Origin of the sequence: Exiguobacterium sp. Leaf187, from assembly GCF_001423925.1 — a bacterium.
In the GTDB taxonomy this organism is placed as follows: domain Bacteria; phylum Bacillota; class Bacilli; order Exiguobacteriales; family Exiguobacteriaceae; genus Exiguobacterium_A; species Exiguobacterium_A indicum.
The window spans coordinates 715,331-742,103 of the sequence record NZ_LMPR01000009.1 but is presented as its reverse complement, the minus strand read 5'-3'; the positions used below and the strand labels follow the sequence as shown (position 1 = coordinate 742,103).

The window sequence follows — 26,773 nt, the reverse complement described above, 5'->3', positions numbered from 1 at the left end:
TGAAACACGCAAACTTCTTGAACTAAAGATAATAATGGAAATGGAGGAGCGTTATATGTTTCCTGTATACATTCGTCCGTACATCTTGGAAGATGCAGCGGCGGTCCTTGAGGTGAACTTACGAAATCGTGATCACTTTGAATACTGGATGCCAATCAAGCCGTCACCAGAACAATACACGATCGAAGGGCAACGAGAACGGATTCATCGTCACCAAGAGTTGATGCGTCAAGATGCTTATTATGCGTATGGTGTCTTTTTATCTGAGACCGACCAGTTGATTGGGGATGTTTCGGCGATGTTCGTTCAACGTGGACCAGCCGAGACGTGCATGATCGGCTATCAACTGGATGCGGCCTTTTCAGGACGAGGATATATGGCGCAAGCAGTCGGATTGTTCGTCGATCATTTATTTGATGTCCACCAGTTCCACCGGATCCGTGCTGAAGTCATGCCGGAGAATATCGGCTCGATCCGTGTCCTTGAGAAAGTTGGATTTCGTAAAGAAGGAATCGCGAAACAAAATCTTTTCATCAACGATGCCTGGGAAGACTTTATTTTGTTTGCCCTATTAAAAGAAGACCGAGAGGAGTCAAAACATGCCAATCTCTGATTACTATGCTAATTTACGCCAACTTGTCGGAACGCAACGTCTTTTTACACCATGCGTCGCAGCAATCATTCGAAACGAAGCAGGTCACATCCTCTTTCAGGATCCAGGAGGTCCGTTTTGGAGTTTGCCTGCTGGAGCGATCGAACTGGGAGAATCACCGGCGCAAGCAGTCATTCGCGAAGTCTATGAAGAAACGGGTCTATTCGTCCGACCGGTTCGTCTGATTGCGACCTTCGGTGGAGAGTCGTTCCGTTTGACGTACCCAGATGGAAACGAAGTTGAATACGTAGCGACGGTATTCGAGTGTGAGGTTGTCGGGGGAACGCTCGAAGCGATCGATGGAGAATCGAAACAACTGGCATATTTTCCAAAAAAGGAGCGTCCTCCTCTAGCACTGACTTATCCTGATCACGTGTTTGAAGCATCCGAAGCAACAAGCTATTTTGACTGGGAAGAACATTGGTTGACAGATTTACAACAACAAAACCAGTAAAATCCGAACATTTAACTGATGATATCTGAATAAAGTTCTTGAAAAACCTTAAAAATGCGAAAATTTCTTTGACACTATGAGGACAGTTCGTTATAGTAGTCAAGGGGCGAATGATTATCGCCAATATATTAAAAAATATTCGTAATTAGAGGTGTTATTCATGGATGTAGTATTCGATTATGAAGATATTCAATTAATTCCAGCAAAATCAATCGTTGGTAGTCGTTCGGAATGTGATACGTCAGTCGAGTTCGGTGGTCGTCGTTTCAAGCTTCCGGTCGTACCGGCAAACATGCAAACGATCATTGATGAATCGATTGCTTTGTTCTTAGCGGAAGGCGATTATTTCTATATCATGCATCGATTCGAGCCGTCTCGTCGTTTGGCATTCGTTCGCATGATGCAAGAACGTCAACTGTTCGCTTCAATCAGCGTCGGTGTCAAGGAAGAGGAATATCAGCTGATCGAACAGCTCGCATCAGAAGGGCTGACTCCGGAATACATCACGATTGATATCGCACACGGTCATTCGGAGGCCGTCATTCAGATGATTCGCCACATCAAGTCGCTTCTACCAGCAAGTTTCGTCATCGCTGGTAACGTCGGTACGCCAGAAGCGGTGCGTGAACTTGAGAATGCGGGAGCCGATGCAACAAAAGTCGGGATCGGACCAGGTAAAGTGTGTATTACGAAGATTAAGACAGGATTCGGTACAGGTGGTTGGCAACTCGCGGCACTTCGTTGGTGTGCAAAAGCAGCAAGTAAACCGATTATTGCTGATGGCGGGATTCGGACGCATGGCGATATCGCGAAGTCAGTCCGGTTCGGTGCGTCGATGGTCATGATCGGTTCACTCTTCGCAGGGCATGAGGAATCGCCTGGTGAGACACATGAGGTGGACGGAGTGCTCGTCAAGGAATATTTCGGTTCTGCTTCTGAGTTCCAAAAAGGGGAACGCAAGAACGTTGAAGGAAAGAAGATGTTCGTCGAGCATAAAGGGAGTCTTGTGGATACGTTGATTGAGATGGAGCAAGATTTACAATCGGCAATTTCGTATGCTGGCGGGAACAAATTGCAGGCGATTCGGACGGTCGACTACGTCGTCGTCAAGAACTCGATCTTCAACGGCGATAAAGTATATTAAAATGATCAGTTCGCTCTTAACGGGGCGGACTTTTTTTGTTTCTTTAGCATAACTCTTCCATAGGAGGGGTATACATCAAATGGACCAAAAGATTCGGAATATTTTGGATAGGGAGTGATTGACATGCTATTTGAAACGACATCGTACTTAATCGAAAAATTTGCCACTGTTCGTAACCAAACAATTGCCTTGATTGAACCGCTCGAAGCAGAAGACTTCATCATTCAAGCGAGTTCAGACGTGAGTCCACCGAAATGGCACATCGCCCATACGACTTGGTTTTTTGAACGGATGATACTACAGGAATATAATGAAGACTATCGCGTTTTCCATCCGAAGTACAATTATCTGTTCAATTCATATTACAACTCGATTGGTGCTTACCAGCCTCGTCAACAACGGGGAATGCTGTCGCGTCCGACCGTCGAGGACATCATTGCTTACCGGGCATATGTCGATGGACAAATGGTCGAGTTCTTGAAGGAAGAACGGACTCCAGAAGACCAACGGAAAATCGAAGCGTTAGTCGAGATGGGATTACAACACGAACAACAACACCAGGAATTGATCTTGATGGACGTGAAGTATAACTTTTTCACGAATCCACTGTTACCTGCTTATCAATCAAAGTCGTTGGCATCAGATGTGCCTGAAAATGCAGTCAAGGAAATATCGTTTATCCAATTCGAGGAAGGACTCGTCGAGATTGGTCATACAGGAGACGGATTTGCGTTCGACAACGAAAGTCCACGTCATAAAACGTGGCTGCATCCATTTGAACTCGCGACGCGTCCTGTCACGAACGGTGAGTATTTGGCGTTCATTCAAGCAGGGGGCTATGAAAAATCAGAGTATTGGCTATCTGACGGCTTTGCGACGGTGCAAAAAGAAGACTGGAAAGCCCCGTTATATTGGATGAAGGATGACGCGGGAGAGTGGACGATCTTTACGATGAACGGTGTCGAACCACTTCGTCTCGATGAACCGGTCTGTCATGTCAGTTTTTATGAGGCGGACGCTTATAGTCGCTTTATAGGGAAACGCTTGCCGACAGAAGCGGAATGGGAATGGGCTTCTCGCCAAGTCGATTCTGTCACGAAGCGTAATATGATGGGAAGCGGAACCTTCCATCCGGTAGCCGTCGAAGAGTCAGAGACAACGCTTGCGAGCATGTTCGGAAACGTATGGGAGTGGACGTCGAGCGCTTATAGTTCATATCCAGGCAGTAAACCGCTCGAAGGAGCGCTCGGGGAATACAATGCGAAGTTCATGTGTAATCAAATGGTACTGCGTGGAGGAGCGTGCGTGACGCCTGACGATCATATTCGCGAGACGTACCGCAACTTCTTCCCGCCTGATAAACGCTGGTTATTTGGCGGCTTCCGATTGGCGGGTGACATGTGATGCGGGAAACGGTCATTGGCTACGATTTATATACTCCGCAACAAAACATGCGTTTAGAAGTCATCGAAGGTCTGATGCGAGAGCAAAAGGTCTTACCGGCAAAATATTTTTATGATCATATCGGATCCCAGTTGTTCGAACAGATTACGCAACAACCGGAATATTATCCGACACGGACAGAACTCGCCATCTTGGAGCAGCATCGAGCGGAGATCGCACGAAGTATCGGCGATGTGCATACACTGATTGAATATGGAAGTGGCAGCAGTCGTAAAATCCAGATGTTACTGGAGACATTTACACATCTCGACACGTACATGCCCATTGATATCTCAAAAGACTTCCTGATGGAATCTGCACGCCAATTGTCGGAACGGTATCCTGCGCTGCATATTAAAGCGGTCTGTGGGGATTACTCACAATCGATTTCTTTACCGGTCGAGGAGTCTCAAAAACGAGTCATCTTTTTCCCGGGATCGACGATTGGTAACTTTGAACCGGAGGAAGCGATGCGCTTCTTACGTCATTCCTCACGAATTCTTGAAACGGGTGATGGATTCTTGATCGGCGTCGACCTGAAAAAGTCTGTTGATGTGCTTGAACGGGCTTATAATGATGCAGCCGGTGTCACAGCAGCATTCAATTTGAACATGTTGACGCATTTGAATCAGATGCTCGAGGGAACGTTTGATGTGACACGATTCGAACATCATGCTTTTTATAATGAAGAAAAAGGACGAATCGAAATGCATCTTCGGAGTCAACTCGATCAACTCGTGCAAGTTGGAGATGTGACGGTTCCATTCAAACAAGGGGAAACGATTCATACGGAAAACTCCTATAAATACAGTAAAGAAGAGTTTGAGACACTTGCCCGTCAAAGTGGTTTTCATTCAGTCAATTGTTGGATCGATGACGATGAACGATTCAGCGTGCATTATTTAGAAAAAATGTAACGGCGAAAAAACTAAAAATACTCCCGCTTGTAAGCTTCTGTGTAGAAGCGATGAAGGGGAGTATTTTTGTGGGTGAAAGCGTTTATTCGATCCGAGCGCCTTCTGGAATCGGATGTTCCGGTACGACGAGGATTGGCATCCATTGTTCCGAACGTCCGATCTCAAGCAACCGCCCCGACTCTTCAGGCGTACGACCAGGTACATTCAACACGGCAATCGCTTGTTTTCCAAGCAACTCATGGACATCCGGGCGAAGCGATTCCCAAGCGAGTGAAAAAGAACGCGTAAAGCCGTCGAATTGTAGTTCAAGCTGAATTGAGCCATCGGTAAGATCCGAAAGCGACTGGATTGTACCAACACGTATATCTAAAGCATCGAATAATTCAAGAGGAACGATTGGTTTCATGGACAATGGTGTACTTCCTTTCAAAGTGAAGTATAGAGTGGGTCAGGAGTCGAGAGAGACGTAGGTCGGCTCATAAGTCGTCCATTCGATATCAGGAGTTTGATGACGTGCAAGCTTCGCTAATTGGCTACCGAGATACGGTCCGATCGTCAAACCGGATGCACCGAGTCCGTTCGCTAGGAACACGTTCGGATGATTTTGAAGCGGTCCGATCACCGGCAGGGAGTTTTTCGTATACGGGCGTAAGCCGATACGCAGTTCATCAATCGTCGTTTCTTCGAGACGCGGTAAGACAGGTAAAGCGCGATTCAATAAGGCATGCATCCCTTTGACGGTCGGTTTCAAATCATAATCGGTCTGTTTTTCGTGTGTTGAACCGACGATCAGTTTCCCTTCGTGGATAGAGACGAGATATAATCCGCGTTGTCCCATGACGACGGGCCATGTCGTTGATGTAGAGTCCGTCAAATCGAGTTGCAGAATCTGTCCCTTCTCCGGATGCAAATCGATTTTAAGCTCAAGTGGGCGGAGTAAGTCATTTAACCAGACACCCGCCGTTAAAATGAACTGTTCTGCCGAGTACTGTTCATTTTCCATGGTTATACCAGTGACGACTCCCTTGTCTACGACAAGAGAAGCATCTCCTTCTAGGACGGTCGCTCCATGTTCGATAGCGCCACGAATCAGTGCAGCACACAAGGCACGTCCGTCAACGCGGGCACCACCGGAAACGAATAAGGCATCCTCGATCTGTTCGACGAGTGGAAAGAGCATTTTGACACGATCTTGGTCCAGTCGTTCGATACGTTCGATGGCAGGAGCTTCCGGAAAACGGTTTTGCGCAATCGTCTCCATCTTTTCGATTTTTGATGTTTCATGTAAGGCGATCGTGCCAACTTGCTGATAACCCGTACTCGTCTCACCGAGTGCTTCCAGTTCAGGAATCAATGTCTTGTAAAAATGAGCCCCGTTATTCGCTAATTGGTACCATGCCTTATTTCGTCGTTGTGTCATCCATGGACAGATGATGCCGGCTGCCGCATGAGAGGCTCGACCGGGTTCCTTCCGATCGACGAGTAAAACGCGTTCACCAGCCTTCGATAAATGATAGGCCGTCGAGGCACCGAGAATTCCGGCGCCGATGATGATATGGGTGTACATGAAAGATTCAACTCGATTCTGTTCAATTGGAATATCTTATATTGTAGCAGTAGAAGATCCGGACGACTAGCAAGAGCGGGTTTCCAATCTGTAGCACATCGAATGATGGGAAATGATGGGGAAAGTGAACCATTTGGCGCGTCATGACGTATACTAAATATACAGTTTCTAAAAACTGTGAATTAGACGATTAGAAACAGCTGAATTCGGAAACATACCCTTATAGGCATCATGTCCTGTCATCATCGACTTTGAAACGGTCCATCATGAAGGAGGGGAAGGCAATGAATATGAGTCAAGCCATCGTACGCAGACGCTACACGGATCATACTTTATTTTATTCCGCCATCCTAATCTGGAAATTGCTATTCTTCCTGCCACTGCTCATGTTCGTCAACAGCGGCACGGACCATGTGTTTCAAATGTACTTCGTACCGTACCTCACGGTCATCTTCCTATTTCGTGTGATGACCTACTTCGCGACCTATAAAGCATCTTTCATGGAGATGACGGAAATGGGTCTTTCGTTATCCTTGCTGATTGCAGATGTATATTTGATTGCGTTGTTCGACATTCCACTTCCGTTTGCTTTAATTATCCTTGCGCTCGCTTTACTCCACTTCAGTGCGGCATTCAGTCGTTTTCGTTGGTTCCGCCGTCGTCTTTGGTTGAATCGGCATCTTGAGATCCTCAATTATTTGACGGATCACGGTGAAGTACCCATTAAAATTGCCGTCATGGCAGAAGATGAAATGCTTGTGACGACGAAGAGTGGAAAAGAGTTTACGTATCGTCAGGTTTATTGGAGCGGATTTTATATTGAACATGGTTGATTGCTATTTGAAACGGATTTCTCTTTGGGGAAATCTTTTGAGACTGAAGACAAGTGCAATTGTTCTCTAACGAGAAGGATTGCGCTTTTTTTGTTCGACTCGCATCGTTTTCCTGGGACAAGCTTCGCTTCGCTGCAGGGTTGCTCTGGCTTGTGTCTCGCCTGAGGAAAGGGCGTGAAAAGGTGTGTCATTTTTTGAGTCAGTTCATTTGTCTACAATCTGAAAGGATTTCTCTTCGAGGAAATCCTTTTTTTGTTGCATACTAAAAAATATAGTACGCTTACATAGGAAAAGGGGGAGAAAAAGTTGATTCGTTGTATACTGATCGATGCGAATGACACAATCATTTTGACCGATGATGTAAGTCGGACACAGGAGTCGGGCATGAAACGTTATTTCGTTGATTTCGATCAACCGACAGACGTAGAGAAGCAAAAATTGATTGAGGTTTTTGATTTTCATCCACTGGCGATTGAAGATTGTTTTCATTACTTGCAACGCCCAAAGCTTGAATATTATACAGAACATAGCTTTTTTGTCCTTCATGCGCTCGATGAAGGAACATTGACGAGTCGTGAAATCAATTTGTTCGCAAGTGATCGGCATCTCGTTAGCTACCATGAGCAATCTTCACCAGAAATTGATATCGTGTTTGAACAGTGTAGCCAACGCCTCGACAAACAAGAAACAGTCGACCTCGTACATAAAATCATGGATAAGATCGTCGACGGGTATTTTCCGATCGTTCATGCAACGGAAGATGAATTATTTGCGCTTGAGGAACGCTACCGAACGCGTGGCAATGATCGTCGGTTGATGGAGGAGATTTTCGAACTACGCGCGCGGTTACTTCGAATCTCGCGGACGGTCATGCCGATGCGGGACTTACTGTATCGTGTCGTCGAATCAAAGCGTTTATCGATTCATCCAAAGAAACAGGCATTCTTTCGCGATTTGTACGATCACTTACTGAAGTTATCGGAAATGATCGAATACAATCGATTGATGACATCTGAGTTTCGGGATAATTTCATCTCTCTCAACTCGTACCGGATGAATAGTATCATGAAGACATTGACGATCTTCACGACGATTTTCATGCCGTTGACGTTCATCGCAGGTATATATGGTATGAACTTCGAACACATGCCAGAACTGACGACCCAGTATGGTTATTTCGTAACGTTAGGGGCAATGGGACTCCTCGCTTTAGGAATGATTCTGTTCTTCAAAAAAAATCGCTGGTTTGATGAATAAGGGGGGATGTAAGTGGATATTCGACAATTGCTCTTTTTTACGACGATCGTCGAGCAAGGCTATAATTTAACGCGTGCTTCGAAGCACTTGTCAATCTCGCAACCGGCGCTTAGTCAGATGATCCGCGACTTCGAACAGCTGGAGCAAGTAGAACTGTTCATTCGAAAGCACGGACGGTTGACAGGGTTATCGGAAACGGGACGTCAATTGTATGAGGATGCGAAGATCGTTCTGACACGTCATCAAGCATTGATGGGTCATCTGCGTGAACGTTCGAACGTCGTCCGAGGAAAGGTCCGTCTCGGCATCCCACCCGTCATCCTCCCTGTTTTATTTTCGCAGTTGATTCCGAAGTTCATGGCGGAACATCCAGGCATCGAACTCGAAATCATCGAAGAGGGGGCGTTTGAACTCAAGCGTCGACTGTTACTTGAAGAACTCGACTTGGCCATTTTGATTGAACCGGGCGAATCCTATGGTATCGAACGTTTTCGATTGATCGAAGATGAGGTCGTCGTCGCCGTGCGTCCGAATCACCCGTTTCAAGCCAAAGAAGCGTTGTCGTATCGTGATATCGGAAATGAACCACTTGTCATCTTGAACGATCGATTCATGTTACATCATCAAATACTATCGGAGTTTCGTAAAGTGCAGCAAGAGCCGAATATCTTCTTCATGTCAGGGGCATGGGACTTGTTGATCGGGATGGTCCAAGAACTTGACGTCATCTCAATCCTACCGGAACCGATACTACGGTTTCATCATGCGGATGACATTAAAATCATCCCGTTCGACCCACCGATGTTATGGGATGTCTCGTTGAACCGACTCGTCGGGACGGAATTACGTCCTGTTGTCCGGCACGTCCACCAATACATCGTTCACTATTTTCAGTCGTATTGGCCAACGCCTGCGCGATGAAGAAAAAAGACCGGAACGCATCGCGCTCCGGTCTTTTGTGTTGAACGATTGTATTTTACGAAGTGACGTGTTGCGTCAGACTGCGAATCTGCTTTGCTGCTTGTTTATAAGGAGTCAGCGTCTCTTGTGCCTGTAACGTCGCTCGTTCACTCTCAAGTTGCTCGAGTGTTTGGCGTAATAGGTGCTCTGAAACGGCTGTCAAAGAAGTGTCCAGATGTGCCGACGCGACTGCAAGCAAGCGTTCTTCTTGAGTGGCAGTATACGCGAGTGCTTCTTGTTTAGTTAATGTCGCAAGCTCCTCCTTCAACTGCTCCTTCTCATTTTTCTCAAAGAAGGCTTTCGCATTCCGGAAGTGGCGTTTGACGCCGACATAAGGCGTTGCATCTTCGAATGGACCATCGAACGTCATTTCGTTTAATCGAGAGACCGTGACAGGTGCGAGTTGGAAGGATTCGTTCCATTGCTCTAGCAACTGTTGCTCCTCTTGTTGACGCCGGATCAAGGACGCTTCGAGCCATTGATCGACACGGAAATGCGTGACACGGAGCTCTTGTTCAAAATCGAACCGAAGGAACGTCAACAGTTCCGTCAATGCATCCTGTAATGCCGCTCCTTTGCCAGTTTGAGCAAAACGAACAGGATTATAGGCTTCCTTGAAAAAGTCGGAGAAACGGTAATAAATGCGTTGTACGACATGGTGCATCAGCTCATGGATCTCTGCTTTGAGTGCAGGTTCGATCAAAGCGGCGCGATTGTCTTCGAAACGATCCGTGACCTGCTGTTCTAAAGCAGACAGCTCAGCCAACCGTTCTTCTTTTCGCAACAGATTCGCTTCAGTCGCAGCGATAAATCGTTCGAGTCGCTGGACGGTCTTTTCCGTCTGCTCAGACAACGATACTTTGGCGAGACCGGTCAGATCCTCCGCTAGGAAGTGATGGAATGCCTCCTCGAATTCAGGTAGACCGGAAGTTGAATCCGATCGCTCTTGTTGCTTTTCCGTGAGTCCTTGTAAGCTCGAGACTCCATACAGTCGAGGCGATCGAATCCCGAAGCGTTGCAATTCCGTCGCGACATAGTTCAAGACATCTTGACGTTCGCTATCTGATGCAGCGAGATCAATCGCGTTGACGAGGAAGAACATCTTATCGAGTTCGAATGCGTCTTTGACACGACCGAGTTGAATCAAGAATTCACGGTCAGCGCGGGCGAAGGCATGATTGAAGTACGTGACGAATAAGATCGCATCCGCGTTCTTGATGTAATCAAAAGCGACATCAGTATGACGGGCATTGATTGAATCTGCTCCAGGCGTATCGACGAGCGTCACGCCGAGACGTGTTAACGGACTATCGTAATAGAAATCGATGACATCTACGAAACAGCTTCGTTCTTCCTGCGCGACATACTGTTTAAAAGCGTCTTGATCGACCGTCTGAGCGGTACCGATGAAGGATTGGACGGTAGGGAATCCTTTCAAGAAAGCACGCAAGAACGGGTCCATCAGTGACGCGGCACGTGATAAGAGCATATCGTATGCCTGTTTCGTTGACTCGAACGTCATCGTTCCGACCATCGCTTCATTTAAGTCCTCAAGCATCGCTGCTTCCGACTTGAACGTGACTTCTGCCACGCCGTGCGGGTGTGCAGCGTCAACAGGGTGAATCCGGTTGATCGATGCGGTCGTCGGATTCGGAGAGACCGGGAGTACCTTGTCTCCGAGCAAGGCATTGCAAAACGACGATTTTCCAGCACTGAAGGCACCGAATAAGGCAATCGTGAACGATTGGTGTGTCAGTCGGTTCAATTTGTCATTCAAATAAGCGACGGCATCTTCAAAACCTTGAAGACCATTTAGATGCTGACGGATTTGAGCGACGTCTTCCGGTGCATAACGGACGGCTTGTTGCTCACTGATCGTCGTCGCAACTTCAAACGAAGTAGTTTCTGTCACCGATTCATATCCGGTAAAGGAAACGATCGCCGCTTCTTGCTGAATCAATTGCTCCTCCCAGATTGAAACTTGCGTCCGAGCCTGTTCGAGTTGTTGGTCAGATGGATTGGCAACGCCATGCTCATATCGCTCGAGTGCTACGGTAGCCTGTTGCCATGCTTGAACGCTATTCCATTTATGCTGTAGTGACGTCTGTTGTTGCAATAGTTCAGCTTGTTCTTTCGGGAAAGTTGCCGTCAACTCTTGACGAACAAGCTCACGCCACGAGTTCGTTTCCTTGACGAACCACGCTTGTGTCTGTTCGGCGACACGATTCGTGAACTGGAGCACTGATTCACCTGTGATCGTAATACCGGTTGGCAAGGCACTTTCGAGTACGGAAAGCGGTGGGTCGAGTGAGAGCTGATCGATTGCGACGATATGCGTATCCTGCAGGAGACCAAGGTCACGTAACGATTGTTTCATCAAGTTACGTAAATGAAGCGAAATTTCGGAAGCGGTCACTGTCTGATAGGCACGGAGCACGTCTTGTGCGATCTCCGCTTGAGCCGCTTCCGTTTTTTTCGCGCTACGGAATAATCCAACCTTGAAATCATGCTGACGTGACTCGAGGAAACGGCGCATCTTCTCGCGTAATTCAAATGGCATCAATGTCGCATTTTTCAAGAGTTGATCCCGATGAAGCGAAAACGTCTGTACCCAGCGGTCCGGTTGACGTGCTTCTAACTGTTGCGAGACACGCGTTAATTCGGTTTCGATTTTCGCCGGATCCCGTCGTTCAGCGTCATTCAATTGCTCAGCCATCGTCTCATAGGTTTCTGAGACGAGACGTGTGAGATAACGTGTATGCTCCTGGTGAAGACTTTCAAGTGTCAGAGCGGCAGAAGTCAGTAACTTCGGTTGAGCGTCGCGAATGCTTTGTTTGACGAGTTGTTCGACTTCCGTGAAATCGTTATGCGGATGGGCTGGGTCCCGTAGGCTCGTAAAGAAAATCCCTTTCGGTACGACACCGTGTTCGGCGAAGGACGCATGAACCGAACGACGGAAGGCGTCGAATGATAGTTCATCGTCACGATGTTTATCGATTTGATTGACGATTAAATACAATTCCGGTACGGCAGCTTGTAATTCATCCGTCACCATGAAGTTCAATTCGGATTGAACATGATTGTAGTCCATGACGTAAAACAAGATGTCAGCCAAGTGAAGGGCAGACTCCGTTGATACACGGTGGGCATCATCGACCGAGTCGACGCCTGGCGTATCCATTAAGACGAGACCAGGAGGCAGCGCGGACGCGGCATGCGTCAAATCGATTTGTCGGACATCACCACTTTTCCCAAGCGATTGAAGATGCTCCTCTTGCTCTGTTGCTGTCAGACGAACAGACGGCTGTTCATGAAAGTGAACGATTGCTGAATCCATCTCACCTTGCTGAAGTGTCACGATGTTCGCACTCGTCGGAATCGGACTCGTCGGTAAGACCGATTCACCCGTCAAGGCGTTGATCATGCTCGATTTTCCAGCTGAAAAGTGACCGGCAAACGCAATCGTGAACTCTCGTTTTAATAGTTTGCTAGCGAATTTATCTAGTTTATCTAAACGGAGTTGATCCGTTGAAGGTTGAATCAATGTGGCGAGTGAAGCCGTCGCCTCGAGTTGGTTCGATAATCGTTCCTCAAATGAGCGCATGCAGTGAAACCCCTTTCTTTCAGTCATCGTCCAGTGTATCACGATTTTTTCCATTTCGTCATCCTTCTGTAAACGTCAAAAAACGATTCGCCAAGGAAGAGGCGAATCGTTTTGATTGGCATTAAGAGGACGGAACGATTTCGTCCGCACGTGTCGATTCTTGTTCCGTCGAATGAATCCGGCGCAACAAGTGTAATTTGAAGAGATACATCACGAGCAGGTGAACGTTCGCCTGTGTTGCCTTGTAGAGTATCCACGGTAGCGCAGGGACGAATTCATGGATGGCGATGATACATTCCTGCGTACCGGGAATTTGCCGGAATTCAATCCGACCACGGCTGTCTTGCTCGACTTTTGCGAACAATCCGCCGGTAATCCGGTACGTCGCCATGTGTCGATCGTGAACCGGTTCCTTCGTCAATTCCAGCAGCGGTTGTTCGTAAAACGGAATGTGGATCCGAACGACTTGATCTTGCACGGTTGACGATAGGAAAGGGCGAGCAAATGATGACAACCAGTTCATATAATCTTCAGCTGCCCAGTCGGCATCGCGATCCTTTGGCAAAAGAACACGTTGTACCGATCGGACGTCAAGGACGTCTGGTGTCGAAGACGACGAGGAAGAAGATCCTTTTTGTTCCTCCTCCTCTTTTAACGCATCTTGGACTGATTGTTCGAATGTGATTTTGCCGTCACTGATTCCGGGAACCATTTTTTCTGGATCCGCAACCATCTCATGGACCATGCTTTCAACGAGTGGATAGACGGTTTCTTTTGGTTCTCCGGACACGAGTGTCACCCAAAGGCGGGATAATTTAACGGTCAATAAAGGAATATCGATCGTCGGTTGTCGTTTACCCATGATGTCGGCTGTTTTAAGGATCATCTCTTTATAGGTCATCGCTTCCGGACCACCGATATCGATGGCCCGGTCTTTGACATCATCGCGATCGACACTTTCACCAAGAGCATGAATGACGTCTGGTAAGGCGACAGGATGTGTCTTGTTACGTGTCCATCGTGGGAGTGCCATGACGGGTAAGCGTTTGACGAGTTTCGATAAGATTGGGAACGATGAACCTTTAGGACCAACGATTAACGCAGCACGGATCGTCGTCACCGGTGTTCCGTACGCACCGAGAACGCGTTCGACTTCAAGTCGACTCTTTAAGTGACGCGATAGATTTTCTGTTTCCTCGGGGATGATACCACTTAAGTAGATGATTTGCCGGATGCCGTTTTCTTTTGCGGCACGGGCGAAGTTATCGGCTAACAATAAGTCCATATTCTCAAACGATCCTTGTGTCAATTTAGCAGATGGCATCATCGAATGGACGAGGTAGACAGCGATGTCTGCTCCTTTCATACCAGCGATCGTATCGTCTAGAGAAAAGAGGTCGCACGATCGCCATTCGACGCGTTCCTCATTGTCCTTGTCGTCACCATTTCGTGAAAGGGCGATGACGTCATATTTTTTCTTTAGTTCGTTCAGTAAATTGTGACCAATGTATCCGGTGGCTCCGGCTAAAGCTAGGCGCGTTGGCATGGATGTAAACTCCTCTCTTATATCTGTTGTAATGTACCCCCAATCGAGTCGGTTCAATCGCAAGAGGATATGCTGAGACGATTCAGTTGAATGGAATAGGGAATAGTAACATATGGAAAAGAACCAACAGGAAGTATGAAAACAAAGGGGGCTTCAACCATGCAGACGATACAATTCATGCAAGAGGGACATGAACGACGATTCGATCTGTTGTGGAGACGATTAAAGCCGAAACAACGAGAAGATGCAGCGATGGTCTCGATGCTGTACCTTGCGACAGGACAGCCACAAGTGCTCGAACGGTTCTCGGATTACTTCTTTCCGGATAGTGGTGAGTTTTTTGATCGTGAATTTCTGGCTGAACCCTATCCGAGTCCAGCGTTAGAAGCAATCATCCACTTGATCGTCCAATTGTATAATGGACGAACGACGATCACGATCATCGAGCTGATTGAACGATTGGATGAGCAACAGATGTCGCTCGTACTCGAAGCGATTAAATTGCGGGCATACGGATGTCAGATGCTACAAAAAGGTGCGAAATCGTAATACCACTCGTATGAATCCGATTGATGAAGAAACTCCTCTTCATCAATCGGATTTTTTGTGAGGGAAGAAAAGTTGTAAGTTCAAGAATCGATAAGAATATGTTCGTGAATCAGAGTTCATTAAAATAAATCGCCATGAAAATAAAAGCTAAGTTTATTCACGAAGAACTAATTGAGATGGGCGGCGACTGGAAATAAGATGAAAGTATCAGTAAAAGGTGGTCTAACTATGGAAGGAGTGACATCATGCAGCTCAAAGAATCGATCTACTTTCACTCACCGATTTTCATCCAAAACTTGTTGACGACTTTACAAGGACGTCGCCTGTTCCATGAACGATACGGTCCCGCCTATCAGCAACGCTTACAAGAACTGAAACAGAAGTTAGGACGACCGATTGACGTTCGAGCAGAACAATTGCATCGATTAAACGACTTCCTTTCTTTTTGCCAAACACATAGTCCATACTATCAGGAATTGTTTTCTACCATCGCACTAGAGCTCCCGCTAAAATCGATTGACGAACTAAAACAGATTCCCCCTTTGACGAAAGAAATCTTACGCCAACAAAATGAGGACGTCCATGCGCACGTCCATGCCCCGATTCTCGGAAAAACGGGCGGTACGACCGGTAAATCGATTCAAGTGCATTATACAAAGGAAGACATGCAAATCCGGATGGCACATCTTGACTTCTTCAAGTGGACCCATGGAGTCGATCAAGGGATGCGCCGTGCAAGTTTTACCGGTCAAACGCTTGCTTCCCCGCAACAAAAGGCACCGGTTTATTGGCGGACGAATAAAGTCATCAATCAGATGTTGTTCTCGATCAAAAACATCAATCCGAAAACCGCCGCTGCATACATCGAACAACTGAATCGGTTTCAGCCGGAATCGATTGATGGTTTGCCTTCAGGAATGATCGAAGTCGCACGATATGCTAAAAAATATGGGATGACCTGTACGTTTCGTCCCAAAGCAATCTTCCCGACGGCTGAGATGATGACGGCAGAAGAACGAACGCTCGTCGAAGAAGTCTTCCATGCGCCAATCTATGATCAGTATGCGTCGTCAGAAGGGGCGCCGATCGTCGCCGAATGTCCGTATGGGAAAAAACATTTACATTATGAGATGGGAATCATTGAACGTGATGAGGACGGTGAAATCCTTGTGACGAGCTTCGATACGCATGGTACACCACTTGTCCGTTACCGCGTTGGCGATCGCATGACGCTTAGTCAGGAAACGTGTCCTTGTGGTCATCAAGGTCCGATCATCGCTTCGATCGACGGACGGGGGAGAAGCTTCATTCAACTCAGAAACGGGCACCGTGTCTTTGAAGGCGAACTTGCGGGAATCGTTCGAGCGTTCCCGAACTGTATCGAACGCGTGCAATACATTCAAGAGTCGCGGGATGAGATTGTTTTATTATATGTTCCGGATGAACGATGCTTCGAGAAAGAACATGAGAAGAAACTCTTTTTCGTTCTTGACCGACTGTTTGACGGACAATTGAATGTCGTCATGCGCGCGGTACCCGAAATTCCGAAAGAAATCAGTGGAAAAACGTTACTGATTAAACAACAGTATGCATGACACACGAAAAGGCGAGATCACCGATGATCTCGCTTTTTCATATGTCCTGAAACCGTCAGTCGCGTGGCCGCACCGGAATCCAGATGGCAGATTGATAATCGGCGGCAGACGGATCGCCTGCCGAATAAACTTCGAGTTCAGCGTGAGGTAGAGGATCATATCCATGCGATGGGATCCACTCTTGATAGATACGCTGCCACATCTCTTGAATGGCATGCGGCATCGGACCAACGACCGGAAACGTCGCCCAAAGACTCGCCGGAATCGTCATCGTTTCCTGACCGGGCAGAACTTCCGTTGTCGTCGTCGCGATCCAATAATCCATCGATGCTTCGGTGAAATTGGAGCAGACACCAATCACACCTTCAATCTGACCGTCATTTTGTTTAAACAAGGTAGCATCTTGACCGGAATGATTCACATCATTCCAAAACAACGGAATCAGTTGTTGTTGGGCACCATCTTGCGTCGGGAAATGTTTTCGCCATCCTGAAATTTGTAAAGCCGGTCGTTCGATGAGTTGGTAATCCATTTGCTCCAGTCCCTTCAAGGTCACCTGAATGCTCAGGCGGTTATAGGCGTGAATCGGACGTCGCTCGCTTCGCATCAACGTTGGCGAACAACCATGCTGACGTTTGAAAGCTTTTGTGAAAGCTTCCGGCGTCTCATAACCAAAACGTAAGGCGAGATCGATGATTTTTTCGTCCGTCTGTGTCAATTGTTGGGCAGCGAGCGTCAGACGTCGCCCCCGAATGTATTCCGGTAAGGTCATCATCGCAAGTAACGAAAACGTCCGTTGTAAAGGATACGTTTGCATCTGCGCCACCCTTGTCAAAACGTTGAGATCGAGCGAATCTTCTAAATGATCTTCGATATAGTCAATGACGCGTTGAATCGATTCGAGCCACATCTTGTCACCTCCTTGTTTTTAGTATAATAGAGCGATGATCGTCGGACCTGTCCAAGGCGATAGTAATTTGTCAGGATGCATGTCCCCTTATTTTTGTCATATTCTTGTCAGGTACATAGGCTATCGTAGAGACATCGAAACCGTTACTTCCCTTGCGAAAGGACGTGATGACATGGGTATCAAAGAGCAGATCTACAATCGCTCTCCTCTATTTCTCCAGCACCTCTTCACAACCCTCTATGGGTATCAATTGCATCGCGAACGTTATGGACCGGTCTATCAAGAACGGTTCCGGATGCTCCTCGAACGAGAACATACGACGATCGACGTCAAAGCGGAACAACTTGATCGTTTAAATGACTTCCTTCACTTCTGTACGGAACACAGTCCCTATTACCGTCAACTCTTCGCTTCACATGGCATTCGCCTACCTTTAACGGACTTATCCGAACTAAAACATATTCCTGTACTATCAAAAGAAATATTACGAACGCACATGGAGAACATTCAAACAGATATCGCTGCGCCAATCATAGGGAAAACGGGCGGAACGACAGGCACGTCACTACAAGTACGATATACGATACCGGATATGCAAATTCGCATGGCCCATCTGGATTATTTCAAGGCGACCCACGGTGTCTACCGTGGCATGCGACGAATCAGCTTTACGGCACAGGATCTCGTACCCGAGCGTCAACAGGTGGACGTCTATTGGCGAATGAATCGAGCGGCGAATCAGCTCTTGTTCACGGTAAAACGATTATCCCCACGGACGATGGCAGCGTATCTTGAAGCCATCGAACGTTTTCAACCAGAAACGATCGATGGTCTTCCGTCAGCGATGATTGAGCTCGCCCGGTTCGCGAAGCGAGAAGGGATCCGCTTGACGTGTCAACCGATTGCGATTTTTCCGACGGCTGAACGGATCGATGCGGAAGAGCGCCAAGTCATCGAAGAAGTGTTTCGCGGACCAGTCTTTGATCAATATGCATCGTCTGAGGGGGCACCAATCGTTTCGGAATGTCGGTTTGGTCAAAAACATCTGCATCATGAGATGGGGATCATCGAACTCGATACAGACGGGGAGATTCTCGTGACGAGTTTTGATACACACGGGACCCCCCTCATTCGCTACCGGGTCGGAGATCGGATGACGCTCAGTCAGCGCATCTGTTCCTGTGGTCATCCGGGACCAATCATCGAATCGATTGACGGCAGGGGGCGGGCATTCATCCAAAAACCGGATGGACAAAAGATTTTTGAAGCGCAACTGGCGAGTCTCGTCAAACATTTACCAAACAGTATCGAACGTATTCAATATGTCCAAATGACGACAGATAGCGTATCGATCTACTACGTTCCGGACGCAGAGCGGTTCAGTCAATCAGACGAACGACTTCTGATGGAACGGCTGTACCGTTTGTTCGGTCGTGATATCCATCTCGATGTGCAAGCCGTTTCTTATATCGATGCTGAGGAAAGTGGTAAGATCTTGCTCGTCAAATCAAGCTTAACAGGATAAAAGAAAGGAGACAGATGGCGCCATCTGTCTCCTTTCTAAATTCTTCTCACCATACCTCGTGTAAAAGTACAAAACATCTCCGTTGTTAGTACTTCTAAAGAGGTACCACGTTAAAAGTGTTAAGTACCTCATTAATTCAAATGGTTTTTGATATCTCTTACCTTTTGTAAAAGCCATTTTTTATTTTCTTTGTCTTTTACGATGATAAAATCTTCTGTTCCTTTAACAGAATAGATGGTGGACCCGACTGAAAAAAGATTCGATTGACTGTTCGCTTGGGGCATTTCATATGCTTTTGTTTTCTTTAGTATCGTGCTAATTTTTTCTCCTTGTTGCTTAGATGCATCCAATTCTGCTTCTGTTCCGTTATACTCTTTGTTATTCACAATGACGATCATGGCATAACTAGCTTCGTCCTCTGTACCGGTTTGACTGCATCCGAATAAAAATCCAATGAACACAATGACGAATATCTTTTTCATCGGAACCTCCTTATATGAGTATTTGTTGAAGAGGAACGTAAATTCATGATAGGTAAAAGTCGCTTCCTTTACCAAATATAAGGTAAAATCAGGAAAAGGAGGGGGGTAGATGAAACCTCAGATTTTACTGTTAGGCATGTTCCATCTCGATCGCCCGACCAATGGTGATTTGATTCGTCCAGCAATTTTTGATGTCGCGTCAGAAAAAAGGCAACGAGAAATCCAAGAAGTTGTTAATCGATTGAATGCATTTCGACCGACAGGCGTTGCCCTTGAGACGTCACCTGAACGCATAAGTGACCTGCAACATACATATGACACCTATCAACATGAGAGCGATTTAACCGAAAATGAACGGCAACAAATTGGCTTTCGATTAGCCCGGATGGCGGGAGTAGCAGATCTCCATGGGGTCGATTGGAACGAAATCGTACCTGGCGTACCGGATTTAGGAATCGTCCGTTCACATCATCCGGAAGCCTTTGAGACGATCGTCGCGGCTGAGATGAAGCGGACAGAACAGTTAGAGCACGCGATGGAGCAGTCATCATTCTCCGAATGGCTCGATCGATTGCACGCTGAAGAAACGATTGCAGCGTCGGCTAGAATCTATGATCAAATCGAACGACTGGAGAGTGGTCGGATTTGGGTTGAACGCTACTGGCGAGTCCGCAATCAAAAGATTGCAAATCGTTTACTGCACCTCGCTCAGGCGAACGAACGAATCGTCTGTTTGTACGGTGCTGCGCACCTCCCGTTATTACGACAATATTTGAATGAATCGAACCAAGTCGAAGTGATGACGTGGAACGATTGGAACAACAAAAAGGAGTGTATGTAAATGCTATTTCACTACCATATTTGGACACCACATTTGGAAGAAACAGAAGCTTGGTACACGGTACGCGGATTTCACGTTTCCCAGCGCATCGGGAAGAAAGACGGAGAATTTTCGTCGTTCAATCCACCTCTATCATGGGATGATTTTCGAGCCGATCAAATTTTATTCCGAATCATTGAAATGAAAAGGGGAGCGGTCAATGTGACGATCGGATTCGGAAAAACGGTTCGTTTCGATCACATCGGATTTTTGATTCAGCCCGGTGACGTGCAAACGATTCTCGATCGCGCAGAAACGTTATCGTTCACCGTCCAAGCGAACGAACGGCGGACATTCTTGCAGACACCATACGGATTACGGATTGAACTGCAAGTCCATGAAGATGCGATTGCGGATACTGATGGAGCGACGCTTGAGCGTCTGATCCTAGCGACGCCGCGCGAAGGATTAGAGGCGGATTTAGCGAAACTGTTCGATCGACCGATCTCACAAATCCAAACTGTCCGCGGGGAGAAGACCGTCTTACAAGAAGCAGTCTTTTCCGACGTATCGCTCGTAGGTACGGATCCGAACGGTGTTCAGCTCGTCTGCTCATAATCAACGAATACTTTGATCGGGAGATCTGGTGTTTCCATTAAGCTAGCGAAGCAACTGGCAAGCTCCGAAAACGAAGTCTCGTGTTCGAACAAAGCGGGCAATGTCGCGTGACGATCGTCTGAAAAGAGCCAGTCTGCATGCTTGCGGTAGTCCCAGCCGTCACTCGATGCAATGATCTGAAGTTCTTTTGCGTGAAACGCGGGCGTCAACGTCAAGGCTTCCCGGTTGCCGTCCGATAAGACGCAGATTGCACCATGAGGACGGGCAGCAGACTGAAGCTCGGCAAAGGCCGCTTGGCGTCCGGAACATTCGATGGCGGCGTCATACATACTTGAATCCGGTGTGACGACACGTGCACCTAATTGACGTGCTAACTCCGCTCGGGACGTAAGCGGCTCGATGATATCAATCTGACGAACGTTGATATAATGCCGTAAGTAATGTACCGTCAGCAAACCGATCGTACCCATTCCAGAAACTAAGACGTTTGTGTCGGGTTTCAATGTCAGCTTACGGACGCCTTTTGCCGCGTCACAGGACAGAATCAGTAGTAAGGCTTCACGTGGTGAGACATAAGCAGGAACCGGGATGACTTTCGATTCAGGAACGATCGCTTGATCTTGATGACCGTAGAAGCTGACAACCCGATCTCCGGGCTTGACGATTTGGACGGCGTCACCAACTGCAAGCACTTCGCCATAACTTTCATATCCTGTCTCGAGCGGATAGTCATAGCTGGTTTCGGTCATGTCTTGTTCCAGCCATTGGGGAAGTTCGGCACCGATACTAATGGCACCGGCTAGAGTGCGGACGTAGACGTCATGGATGCCAAGCGGCGGCAGTTCCCGAACAAGATAACCAGGTGTCTTCGACTCAACAAGACAGCAAATCGTTGTAGTGTTCAACATGTAAACCTCATTTCATTGTTGGATTGATGACATATGGATCAAGCATATACCACTTTACTTGTAAAATATAACAATTCGAAACCAGAAATGATGTAGAATAAGAAAGAAAAGGGGGGAATCGAATGGAACCATTATTGATTTTGGCATTGCTCGTGTTCGCATTCTTGACGTATCGGTATAGTAAGATCCTCGTCCGAAAGGATATTTCTGCTGCAAACAAACGACTCGCAATCGTCTTTTATTTGATTGCCGTCAGTGGACTTGGCGCTGTCGTCTATTTCAACGTATAAGGAGGACCACCCATGCATTCAACGACTAAACGACGAATCGGTGCGTATATCATCAACCAAGCTGTTTATTTCGGACTTTCCTTCGTCATCGAAAAAACGGTGTTACGACGTGTGAAGTCAGAAGTCGTTCACGCTGTCGTGACACAACCGACAATCAGTTTTCTAGGAGAAGTCGCGCAATTAAAACTGTTGAACGGAAAAACGATTGGTGGTCGGATTTGCGGCATCCAGGTTGAAAGCGAGAACGGATTGCCGTTGACGACAGAACAAATTGTCCGCCGAACAGTCTATCGTGATACGGTCTCGCTATTTAAGATTCGACCGTATTGGAAACCGTTTCTTGAGAACGGACAACGATTACCGGAAGATGACTTCGCGAGAACGATCGTCCGCTTGAATCAGGAGAAGCTAAATAATGAAGCTTGATTTTCATGTTCATTGTGTCCGTGCCTCTCAACCTACAGGAGCCATTCTGCTTTATCATGGTTGGGGCGGAACGGCTGTTTCTTATCTAGAGTTTGCGCGACAATTATCTGACGAAGGATACGATGTCTTCATCCCGGAACTTCTTCGACACGACCAGCGTGAACCGCTTGATCATCCATTTGATCCAGAAATAACGACGACCTATTTTTGGTCCGTCGTCGAACAATCGATTACGGAAGCGACAGCTATCATCGAACAATCAGGCTGGCATGTTTCAGACGTGATAGCGATCGGCGTCTCGATGGGTGGGTTCATTGCCCACGGGATCATGTCGCGTCAGCCGATTAAAGCACTCGTTGCGATCAATGGGGGCGGTGCCTATCTTGAAGCGGAACGTCAATTCCGCGTTCGCGACGGGCGACCTGCCATCAAAAAGGTGGATGTACCATGGAAGCTCGATCCAATCAGTGTGATGGATGAGCGTCCGCGGTTGCTCCTGCACGGCGATGCCGATGACATCATTCCACTATCAATCCAGCAGTTTTATCACGGGACAGCTGTTCAAGCAGGTAGGGCGCAAACGACTATTTTAGATGTTTTTCCAGATATCAATCATACCGTGACTGATGCTATGATCAAGCAACTGATCACATGGCTGAAGCACGTCAAACTTCAAGGGGCGACAGATGGACTACATACGCTTTCTTCGCAGTAAGGTTGGTCAAGAAAAAGCGATGTTGAACTTTGCGGATGGCATCGTCATCGACGAGGAGGGGCGCATTCTTCTTCAAAAACGGTGGGAGCAACAAGCATGGGGCTTTCCCGGCGGCGCACTGGAACTGGGAGAGTCGCTCGTTGAAGCCGCACAGCGTGAGATTTTTGAAGAGACCGGTTTTCATGTCACGATCGAACGCTTGAGTGGTGTCTATTCGAAATACGAAGAGATGTATCCAAACGGGGATGTCGTCCAGCCGATCGTCCATTTTTTCGTTTGCCGAATCAATGGGGGGCAATTGACGATTGATTCCGATGAATCACTCGACGTTGCTTTTTTTGAAAGAGACCAAATGCCAGAACTCTATAGCGAACTGCATCAAACAGCCTGGAACGATTTTTTGACGGAAGCGGGTCCGGTCTTTCGATAATGCAAAACATCCTTCTGATTTTAACGTCAGAGGGATGTTTTTACATGCGACATATTCAGCGTTCAAAGCCACCTTCGGAATGGATGACTTGCCCGGTCACCCAGCCACCGTCAGGACTGACGAGGAATTGGATCAATCGTGCGACGTCTTCCGGCGCACCGATTCGCCCGAACGGAAAACTAGGTTTAAGCGCCGTCCGGGTTGCTTCATCCATCCAAGTCGAGTCTGTCGGACCCGGATTGACAGCATTGACGGTGATGCCAAGCGGTGCCACGGCTGCCGCGTAAGTCTTCGTAAACGTCGACAAGGCACCTTTTGTCGTAGCGTAAGCAATCTCGTCAGGCATCGGACCGAGATCTTGTCCGGACGTCAGTTGAATGATACGACCGGACGTTAGATGTGCTTCAGCGAATCGTTTCGTGAAACGTGTCGCGAGCAACAACGGTGCCCGGAGATTGACGGCATAGTGTTGATCAAGACTGGCTGCATCAAGTGTTTTCCAATCCGTCATCGTCGAATGGGCAGCGTTGTTGATCAGGATGCTTGGTGTTCCAAAGTCTTCTACCTGATTGAATAAATCGTCAGCAGCATCTGCTTGACCTAAATCTAGCTCGATCGCAAGGACGCGGGCACCTTGATTTTCGAGTTCGGTCGTAAAACTAGCCGCCCAATCCGCTGTTGCTTTAAAATAAGTAAAGACCAGGTCATGTCCGGACGAGGCAAGCTGGCGGCAAATCGCAGCTCCGATGTCGCGTGTCTGACTGGCACCGGTCACGATGGCAATCGGTCGTTTCGTCATATGTACGCTCCTTTACATAGATACATTCAAATAAATGAATGGTTCCAAATGTTTACAAAAACAGTATAGCGTAAGAAAGACAATGAACGGAAGCGTTATCATGATTTAACATACTGATTAAATGCATGTTTTGACTTGAAATGTGGTAAAGAAAAAGTGTACGAAATTATTCGTTAAACAGGTGGGGAAGGATGAATCGATCATGAAAGCAATCGTCTTATTCGACGGAGAATGTAATCTCTGTGACGCGAGTGTCCAGTTCATTTTGAAACGAGACAAAGGATATCATGATTTTGCTTCGTTGCAAGGGGAAACAGGACAAGAAATCGTCCGTCGTCATCATCTTCCGGAAACGATCGACAGTGTCGTTGTGATTGACCGGGGTGTACCCTATATCAAATCAGATGCAGCGTTACGGATTGCCCGTCATTTAAAAGGTGGATGGCGTCTGTTGAGTGTGTTTCAGATTGTTCCACGTTCACTTCGAGATCGCGTCTATGATTTCGTTGCAAACAACCGTCATCGCTGGTTTGGACAAAAGCAGCAGTGCGCGTTACCGTCTCCGGAGACGCGAGCTCGATTTCACGACTAAAGATGAAAAACCGCGACGAATCGGTCGCGGTTTTCTTTCTGTTCATTGGTTGGTCACATGCAACCAGTGACAACTTGGCAATGGATCGCCGAGGAAACTTAATCCTAAATCATGGGCTTGGTGGATTGTTTCAAAACAATCGTCTCCCTCATCCAGATACACTTCATGATGCGGTGATTGGAGGTGTGTTCCTGCGATACGCCAAAGATTTGAACGGTGTGTCACCGTTATTTCGTAGTCGATGTTTGGTGAGACGACGAGCGGATTACCAACAGAATGATGAAGCGTATATCGAGTTGGTGATTGATGTGATAAATAGACTTGCTGTGTCGAAGCGACATCTTCTCGATATAACTGATGACGAGCATCAAAAGAGCGAGTAGGATTTGCTTGTTTTGATAGTTGATGAGTGGTTTCACCATTACATGTCAGGACCTCTGTAAAGGTACGATACTCTTTAGAAAAAGGCGAATATTGTCGCGCATCGCCTTCGAAATAACGATGCGGAGAAAACGGATTCGGGTTCATGAGAATCGGAGGAGCAATGAACGTTAGTACACGCAATCGGTATGAAGAAACCTTTGTATGTGAAGCGGATAGCGGGTACAAAGAAAAATAGAGCACGAATTGTTCAAATTCCCGTTCTCGGTCTTGTTCTTGTTTTATCTGATTCGTAACGCGGGCGAACGTCTCGATAATACGTGCGAACGGCATCGATTTTCTAGAAATGGGACGTAACATCCGGATTTCGAAACGTGTAAACTGTTCAGGGTCAATCGTTCCTTTCCATTCGGGTGTTGTAGTTTGACCTAATCGATGCTTATCTTGAAATATCGAATAATGCGATACCTCTGGAATTTCACCCCATAATAGTCGGACAGCATGATTTTGTTGAATCAGGACAGTCACTTTTCGGTTCCAGAACAAATCATCCGTACTTGAAACAAGAGCCGTGACGATACGTGTCTTCGAATCTGAATCAATCAGTTCGAACGACAAAGGCTCATATAAAGGGAGTACATCCGTTTGATAGGTATTCGAGTTCTGAATGAAACAAGGTATACCGTTTAAGAAGAGTCGGACGTTACTTGTTCCTTTCCAGGTGAGACAAACGGTTTCTCCGCTTTGTTTGATTTGAATGTGATTGATGTCAATCATGGGACTGATCGCTCCTTACACGAATTATGAAAGAAAACCCCTTCCGCTTCAGGATCAGAAGGGAAGGGGAAACGTCATAGTAATCCTTTTGCGACCTCTAGCTTTTCTTGATCGTGTTTTAATTGTTTTTTCAAGTCATGCGCGTGATACATATCGTGATCAATCATGTATCCGGCGATCGCAGCGTGAGTCTGAATGGCTTTATTCAGTTGTTCGGTCAAGACTTTCCGCACATCAGGAGAAGCCGTTTCCGTAATTGCGACAGCATAAGCACGGACAAGTGATTTGCTGCTGATCAAGAAGTCTGTCGCAATCAACTCGTCGCGTTTTTTACTAGGACGGTTGATGGATTGGAGAGCTTCATTCATGAGAACCGCCTCCTTCATGATCTGCCAATAGCTTTTGTAAATCGTTTAATGCTTGTTCGCTATCTTTGATGTCTTGAGCAATCAATTTTTCAAGCGTCTCATCTTTAACAAAAGAACGAACAGCAACAGCTTTAACGAGACAGGCTTGTTTCATCGTCATGATTTCATGGATTTCGAGTGTTTCATGGATTGCAAGTGGTGATTTAGCCAT

General features: G+C 47.0%; 29 protein-coding genes. 18 read left to right on the top strand and 11 right to left on the bottom strand.

Going from position 1 to position 26,773, the window contains the following annotated elements; all coding sequences use genetic code 11:
• The first annotated feature begins 55 nt into the window (after window positions 1–55).
• The 5 genes from ASF99_RS08140 to egtD all read left to right on the top strand — a co-directional run bounded on the left by ASF99_RS08140 (window position 56) and on the right by egtD (window position 4,610).
• Window positions 56–613: a GNAT family N-acetyltransferase gene (locus ASF99_RS08140; protein ID WP_055968428.1), complete on the top strand. Its 558-nt coding sequence runs from the start codon at window positions 56–58 to the stop codon at window positions 611–613.
• Window positions 600–1,106, top strand: coding sequence for an NUDIX domain-containing protein (locus ASF99_RS08135; RefSeq protein WP_055968426.1), 507 nt, complete (start codon window positions 600–602; stop codon window positions 1,104–1,106). Before ASF99_RS08140 ends, ASF99_RS08135 begins: the two co-directional genes overlap by 14 nt.
• A 160-nt stretch (window positions 1,107–1,266) precedes the next feature.
• Complete coding sequence (gene guaC / locus ASF99_RS08130) at window positions 1,267–2,250, top strand: GMP reductase (RefSeq protein ID WP_055968424.1); 984 nt, start codon at window positions 1,267–1,269, stop codon at window positions 2,248–2,250.
• 123 nt (window positions 2,251–2,373) lie between these two features.
• The gene (gene egtB / locus ASF99_RS08125; RefSeq protein WP_055968422.1) at window positions 2,374–3,654 is read left to right on the top strand and encodes an ergothioneine biosynthesis protein EgtB; all 1,281 of its coding nucleotides are present in this window, start codon (window positions 2,374–2,376) and stop codon (window positions 3,652–3,654) included.
• Window positions 3,654–4,610 carry an L-histidine N(alpha)-methyltransferase gene (gene egtD, locus ASF99_RS08120; RefSeq protein WP_055968420.1) on the top strand — a complete coding sequence of 319 codons (957 nt, stop codon included), beginning with the start codon at window positions 3,654–3,656 and terminating at the stop codon, window positions 4,608–4,610. Before egtB ends, egtD begins: the two co-directional genes overlap by 1 nt.
• 82 nt (window positions 4,611–4,692) lie before the next feature.
• Here the strand turns inward: egtD and ASF99_RS08115 are convergent, their stop codons facing one another.
• Entirely contained in the window at window positions 4,693–5,022 is a 330-nt protein-coding gene (locus ASF99_RS08115) for a hypothetical protein (RefSeq protein ID WP_162236805.1), read from the bottom strand.
• Window positions 5,023–5,058: 36 nt separating this feature from the next.
• Window positions 5,059–6,177, bottom strand: a complete 1,119-nt coding sequence (locus ASF99_RS08110; protein ID WP_055968416.1) for an NAD(P)/FAD-dependent oxidoreductase — start codon at window positions 6,175–6,177, stop codon at window positions 5,059–5,061.
• Window positions 6,178–6,461: 284 nt separating this feature from the next.
• Between ASF99_RS08110 and ASF99_RS08105 the strand changes: the two genes are divergently transcribed.
• From ASF99_RS08105 to ASF99_RS08095, 3 genes are all read left to right on the top strand, one after another.
• The gene (locus tag ASF99_RS08105) at window positions 6,462–7,010 is read left to right on the top strand and encodes a hypothetical protein (RefSeq protein WP_023468520.1); all 549 of its coding nucleotides are present in this window, start codon (window positions 6,462–6,464) and stop codon (window positions 7,008–7,010) included.
• Between the two features lie 306 nt (window positions 7,011–7,316).
• Window positions 7,317–8,267, top strand: coding sequence for a magnesium/cobalt transporter CorA (corA, locus tag ASF99_RS08100; RefSeq protein WP_023468519.1), 951 nt, complete (start codon window positions 7,317–7,319; stop codon window positions 8,265–8,267).
• Between the two features lie 12 nt (window positions 8,268–8,279).
• Complete coding sequence (locus ASF99_RS08095) at window positions 8,280–9,188, top strand: LysR family transcriptional regulator (protein ID WP_023468518.1); 909 nt, start codon at window positions 8,280–8,282, stop codon at window positions 9,186–9,188.
• Window positions 9,189–9,243: 55 nt separating this feature from the next.
• Here ASF99_RS08095 and ASF99_RS08090 read toward each other — a convergent pair whose 3' ends face one another.
• Both ASF99_RS08090 and ASF99_RS08085 read right to left on the bottom strand, forming a co-directional pair.
• On the bottom strand, window positions 9,244–12,831 hold the full coding sequence (locus tag ASF99_RS08090) for a dynamin family protein (RefSeq protein WP_055968414.1): 3,588 nt from the start codon (window positions 12,829–12,831) through the stop codon (window positions 9,244–9,246).
• 121 nt (window positions 12,832–12,952) lie between these two features.
• A complete protein-coding gene (locus tag ASF99_RS08085; RefSeq protein ID WP_055968412.1) occupies window positions 12,953–14,377 on the bottom strand; it encodes an NAD(P)H-binding protein in 1,425 nt (474 codons plus the stop codon).
• Between the two features lie 159 nt (window positions 14,378–14,536).
• On the opposite strand from ASF99_RS08085, the gene ASF99_RS08080 reads away from it, so the two are divergent.
• Together ASF99_RS08080 and ASF99_RS08075 are read left to right on the top strand one after the other, a co-directional pair.
• Complete coding sequence (locus ASF99_RS08080; RefSeq protein WP_023468515.1) at window positions 14,537–14,926, top strand: hypothetical protein; 390 nt, start codon at window positions 14,537–14,539, stop codon at window positions 14,924–14,926.
• Window positions 14,927–15,171: 245 nt separating this feature from the next.
• Window positions 15,172–16,521 carry a phenylacetate--CoA ligase family protein gene (locus ASF99_RS08075; protein WP_055968410.1) on the top strand — a complete coding sequence of 450 codons (1,350 nt, stop codon included), beginning with the start codon at window positions 15,172–15,174 and terminating at the stop codon, window positions 16,519–16,521.
• Between the two features lie 55 nt (window positions 16,522–16,576).
• Here ASF99_RS08075 and ASF99_RS08070 read toward each other — a convergent pair whose 3' ends face one another.
• Window positions 16,577–17,431, bottom strand: a complete 855-nt coding sequence (locus ASF99_RS08070; protein ID WP_035397033.1) for an AraC family transcriptional regulator — start codon at window positions 17,429–17,431, stop codon at window positions 16,577–16,579.
• Window positions 17,432–17,603: 172 nt separating this feature from the next.
• Here ASF99_RS08070 and ASF99_RS08065 point away from each other — a divergent pair, with 172 nt between their 5' ends.
• Window positions 17,604–18,956, top strand: a complete 1,353-nt coding sequence (locus ASF99_RS08065) for a phenylacetate--CoA ligase family protein (RefSeq protein WP_035397034.1) — start codon at window positions 17,604–17,606, stop codon at window positions 18,954–18,956.
• Between the two features lie 131 nt (window positions 18,957–19,087).
• Here ASF99_RS08065 and ASF99_RS08060 read toward each other — a convergent pair whose 3' ends face one another.
• Window positions 19,088–19,438, bottom strand: coding sequence for a hypothetical protein (locus tag ASF99_RS08060; RefSeq protein WP_029341898.1), 351 nt, complete (start codon window positions 19,436–19,438; stop codon window positions 19,088–19,090).
• Window positions 19,439–19,547: 109 nt separating this feature from the next.
• On the opposite strand from ASF99_RS08060, the gene ASF99_RS08055 reads away from it, so the two are divergent.
• Window positions 19,548–20,279 (top strand): DUF5694 domain-containing protein, encoded by a 732-nt coding sequence (locus ASF99_RS08055; protein WP_055968408.1) that lies wholly within the window; start codon window positions 19,548–19,550, stop codon window positions 20,277–20,279.
• Complete coding sequence (locus ASF99_RS08050; RefSeq protein ID WP_055968406.1) at window positions 20,280–20,876, top strand: hypothetical protein; 597 nt, start codon at window positions 20,280–20,282, stop codon at window positions 20,874–20,876.
• Here the strand turns inward: ASF99_RS08050 and ASF99_RS08045 are convergent.
• The gene (locus ASF99_RS08045; RefSeq protein WP_055968404.1) at window positions 20,858–21,784 is read right to left on the bottom strand and encodes a zinc-dependent alcohol dehydrogenase; all 927 of its coding nucleotides are present in this window, start codon (window positions 21,782–21,784) and stop codon (window positions 20,858–20,860) included. The genes ASF99_RS08050 and ASF99_RS08045 overlap by 19 nt on opposite strands.
• A 122-nt stretch (window positions 21,785–21,906) precedes the next feature.
• Between ASF99_RS08045 and ASF99_RS17250 the strand changes: the two genes are divergently transcribed.
• The 4 genes from ASF99_RS17250 to ASF99_RS08030 are packed head-to-tail and all read left to right on the top strand — an operon-like array spanning window position 21,907 to window position 23,645.
• Window positions 21,907–22,074 carry a hypothetical protein gene (locus tag ASF99_RS17250; RefSeq protein ID WP_023468507.1) on the top strand — a complete coding sequence of 56 codons (168 nt, stop codon included), beginning with the start codon at window positions 21,907–21,909 and terminating at the stop codon, window positions 22,072–22,074.
• 12 nt (window positions 22,075–22,086) lie between these two features.
• Window positions 22,087–22,500 (top strand): RDD family protein, encoded by a 414-nt coding sequence (locus ASF99_RS08040; RefSeq protein ID WP_055968402.1) that lies wholly within the window; start codon window positions 22,087–22,089, stop codon window positions 22,498–22,500.
• A complete protein-coding gene (locus ASF99_RS08035; protein ID WP_055968400.1) occupies window positions 22,490–23,215 on the top strand; it encodes an alpha/beta fold hydrolase in 726 nt (241 codons plus the stop codon). The genes ASF99_RS08040 and ASF99_RS08035 overlap by 11 nt, the downstream gene beginning before the upstream one ends.
• Complete coding sequence (locus ASF99_RS08030; RefSeq protein ID WP_055968399.1) at window positions 23,187–23,645, top strand: NUDIX hydrolase; 459 nt, start codon at window positions 23,187–23,189, stop codon at window positions 23,643–23,645. Before ASF99_RS08035 ends, ASF99_RS08030 begins: the two co-directional genes overlap by 29 nt.
• Before the next feature lie 55 nt (window positions 23,646–23,700).
• Here the strand turns inward: ASF99_RS08030 and ASF99_RS08025 are convergent, their stop codons facing one another.
• Window positions 23,701–24,444 (bottom strand): SDR family oxidoreductase, encoded by a 744-nt coding sequence (locus ASF99_RS08025; protein ID WP_055968397.1) that lies wholly within the window; start codon window positions 24,442–24,444, stop codon window positions 23,701–23,703.
• Window positions 24,445–24,646: 202 nt separating this feature from the next.
• On the opposite strand from ASF99_RS08025, the gene ASF99_RS08020 reads away from it, so the two are divergent.
• Window positions 24,647–25,036, top strand: a complete 390-nt coding sequence (locus tag ASF99_RS08020) for a thiol-disulfide oxidoreductase DCC family protein (protein WP_055968395.1) — start codon at window positions 24,647–24,649, stop codon at window positions 25,034–25,036.
• Window positions 25,037–25,078: 42 nt separating this feature from the next.
• Here ASF99_RS08020 and ASF99_RS08015 read toward each other — a convergent pair whose 3' ends face one another.
• The 3 genes from ASF99_RS08015 to ASF99_RS08005 form a co-directional block, all read right to left on the bottom strand.
• The gene (locus ASF99_RS08015) at window positions 25,079–26,194 is read right to left on the bottom strand and encodes a hypothetical protein (protein ID WP_055968393.1); all 1,116 of its coding nucleotides are present in this window, start codon (window positions 26,192–26,194) and stop codon (window positions 25,079–25,081) included.
• Window positions 26,195–26,268: 74 nt separating this feature from the next.
• Complete coding sequence (locus tag ASF99_RS08010; protein WP_029341888.1) at window positions 26,269–26,562, bottom strand: spore coat protein; 294 nt, start codon at window positions 26,560–26,562, stop codon at window positions 26,269–26,271.
• On the bottom strand, window positions 26,555–26,773 hold the full coding sequence (locus tag ASF99_RS08005; RefSeq protein WP_055968392.1) for a hypothetical protein: 219 nt from the start codon (window positions 26,771–26,773) through the stop codon (window positions 26,555–26,557). Before ASF99_RS08005 ends, ASF99_RS08010 begins: the two co-directional genes overlap by 8 nt.

Bases quoted from the DNA above. Each gene is read 5' to 3' on its own strand.
- ASF99_RS17250 (WP_023468507.1), top strand. From the start codon at position 21,907: ATGGAACCATTATTGATTTTGGCATTGCTCGTGTTCGCATTCTTGACG.
- ASF99_RS08140 (WP_055968428.1), top strand. From the start codon at position 56: ATGTTTCCTGTATACATTCGTCCGTACATCTTGGAAGATGCAGCGGCG.
- ASF99_RS08040 (WP_055968402.1), top strand. From the start codon at position 22,087: ATGCATTCAACGACTAAACGACGAATCGGTGCGTATATCATCAACCAA.
- ASF99_RS08005 (WP_055968392.1), bottom strand. From the start codon at position 26,773: ATGGCTAAATCACCACTTGCAATCCATGAAACACTCGAAATCCATGAA.
- ASF99_RS08055 (WP_055968408.1), top strand. From the start codon at position 19,548: ATGAAACCTCAGATTTTACTGTTAGGCATGTTCCATCTCGATCGCCCG.
- egtB (WP_055968422.1), top strand. From the start codon at position 2,374: ATGCTATTTGAAACGACATCGTACTTAATCGAAAAATTTGCCACTGTT.
- ASF99_RS08010 (WP_029341888.1), bottom strand. From the start codon at position 26,562: ATGAATGAAGCTCTCCAATCCATCAACCGTCCTAGTAAAAAACGCGAC.
- guaC (WP_055968424.1), top strand. From the start codon at position 1,267: ATGGATGTAGTATTCGATTATGAAGATATTCAATTAATTCCAGCAAAA.
- ASF99_RS08085 (WP_055968412.1), bottom strand. From the start codon at position 14,377: ATGCCAACGCGCCTAGCTTTAGCCGGAGCCACCGGATACATTGGTCAC.
- egtD (WP_055968420.1), top strand. From the start codon at position 3,654: ATGCGGGAAACGGTCATTGGCTACGATTTATATACTCCGCAACAAAAC.
- ASF99_RS08030 (WP_055968399.1), top strand. From the start codon at position 23,187: ATGGACTACATACGCTTTCTTCGCAGTAAGGTTGGTCAAGAAAAAGCG.
- ASF99_RS08025 (WP_055968397.1), bottom strand. From the start codon at position 24,444: ATGACGAAACGACCGATTGCCATCGTGACCGGTGCCAGTCAGACACGC.
- ASF99_RS08045 (WP_055968404.1), bottom strand. From the start codon at position 21,784: ATGTTGAACACTACAACGATTTGCTGTCTTGTTGAGTCGAAGACACCT.
- ASF99_RS08090 (WP_055968414.1), bottom strand. From the start codon at position 12,831: ATGCGCTCATTTGAGGAACGATTATCGAACCAACTCGAGGCGACGGCT.
- ASF99_RS08060 (WP_029341898.1), bottom strand. From the start codon at position 19,438: ATGAAAAAGATATTCGTCATTGTGTTCATTGGATTTTTATTCGGATGC.
- ASF99_RS08105 (WP_023468520.1), top strand. From the start codon at position 6,462: ATGAATATGAGTCAAGCCATCGTACGCAGACGCTACACGGATCATACT.
- ASF99_RS08065 (WP_035397034.1), top strand. From the start codon at position 17,604: ATGGGTATCAAAGAGCAGATCTACAATCGCTCTCCTCTATTTCTCCAG.
- ASF99_RS08015 (WP_055968393.1), bottom strand. From the start codon at position 26,194: ATGATTGACATCAATCACATTCAAATCAAACAAAGCGGAGAAACCGTT.
- ASF99_RS08035 (WP_055968400.1), top strand. From the start codon at position 22,490: ATGAAGCTTGATTTTCATGTTCATTGTGTCCGTGCCTCTCAACCTACA.
- ASF99_RS08020 (WP_055968395.1), top strand. From the start codon at position 24,647: ATGAAAGCAATCGTCTTATTCGACGGAGAATGTAATCTCTGTGACGCG.
- ASF99_RS08080 (WP_023468515.1), top strand. From the start codon at position 14,537: ATGCAGACGATACAATTCATGCAAGAGGGACATGAACGACGATTCGAT.
- ASF99_RS08070 (WP_035397033.1), bottom strand. From the start codon at position 17,431: ATGTGGCTCGAATCGATTCAACGCGTCATTGACTATATCGAAGATCAT.
- ASF99_RS08135 (WP_055968426.1), top strand. From the start codon at position 600: ATGCCAATCTCTGATTACTATGCTAATTTACGCCAACTTGTCGGAACG.
- ASF99_RS08050 (WP_055968406.1), top strand. From the start codon at position 20,280: ATGCTATTTCACTACCATATTTGGACACCACATTTGGAAGAAACAGAA.
- ASF99_RS08110 (WP_055968416.1), bottom strand. From the start codon at position 6,177: ATGTACACCCATATCATCATCGGCGCCGGAATTCTCGGTGCCTCGACG.
- ASF99_RS08075 (WP_055968410.1), top strand. From the start codon at position 15,172: ATGCAGCTCAAAGAATCGATCTACTTTCACTCACCGATTTTCATCCAA.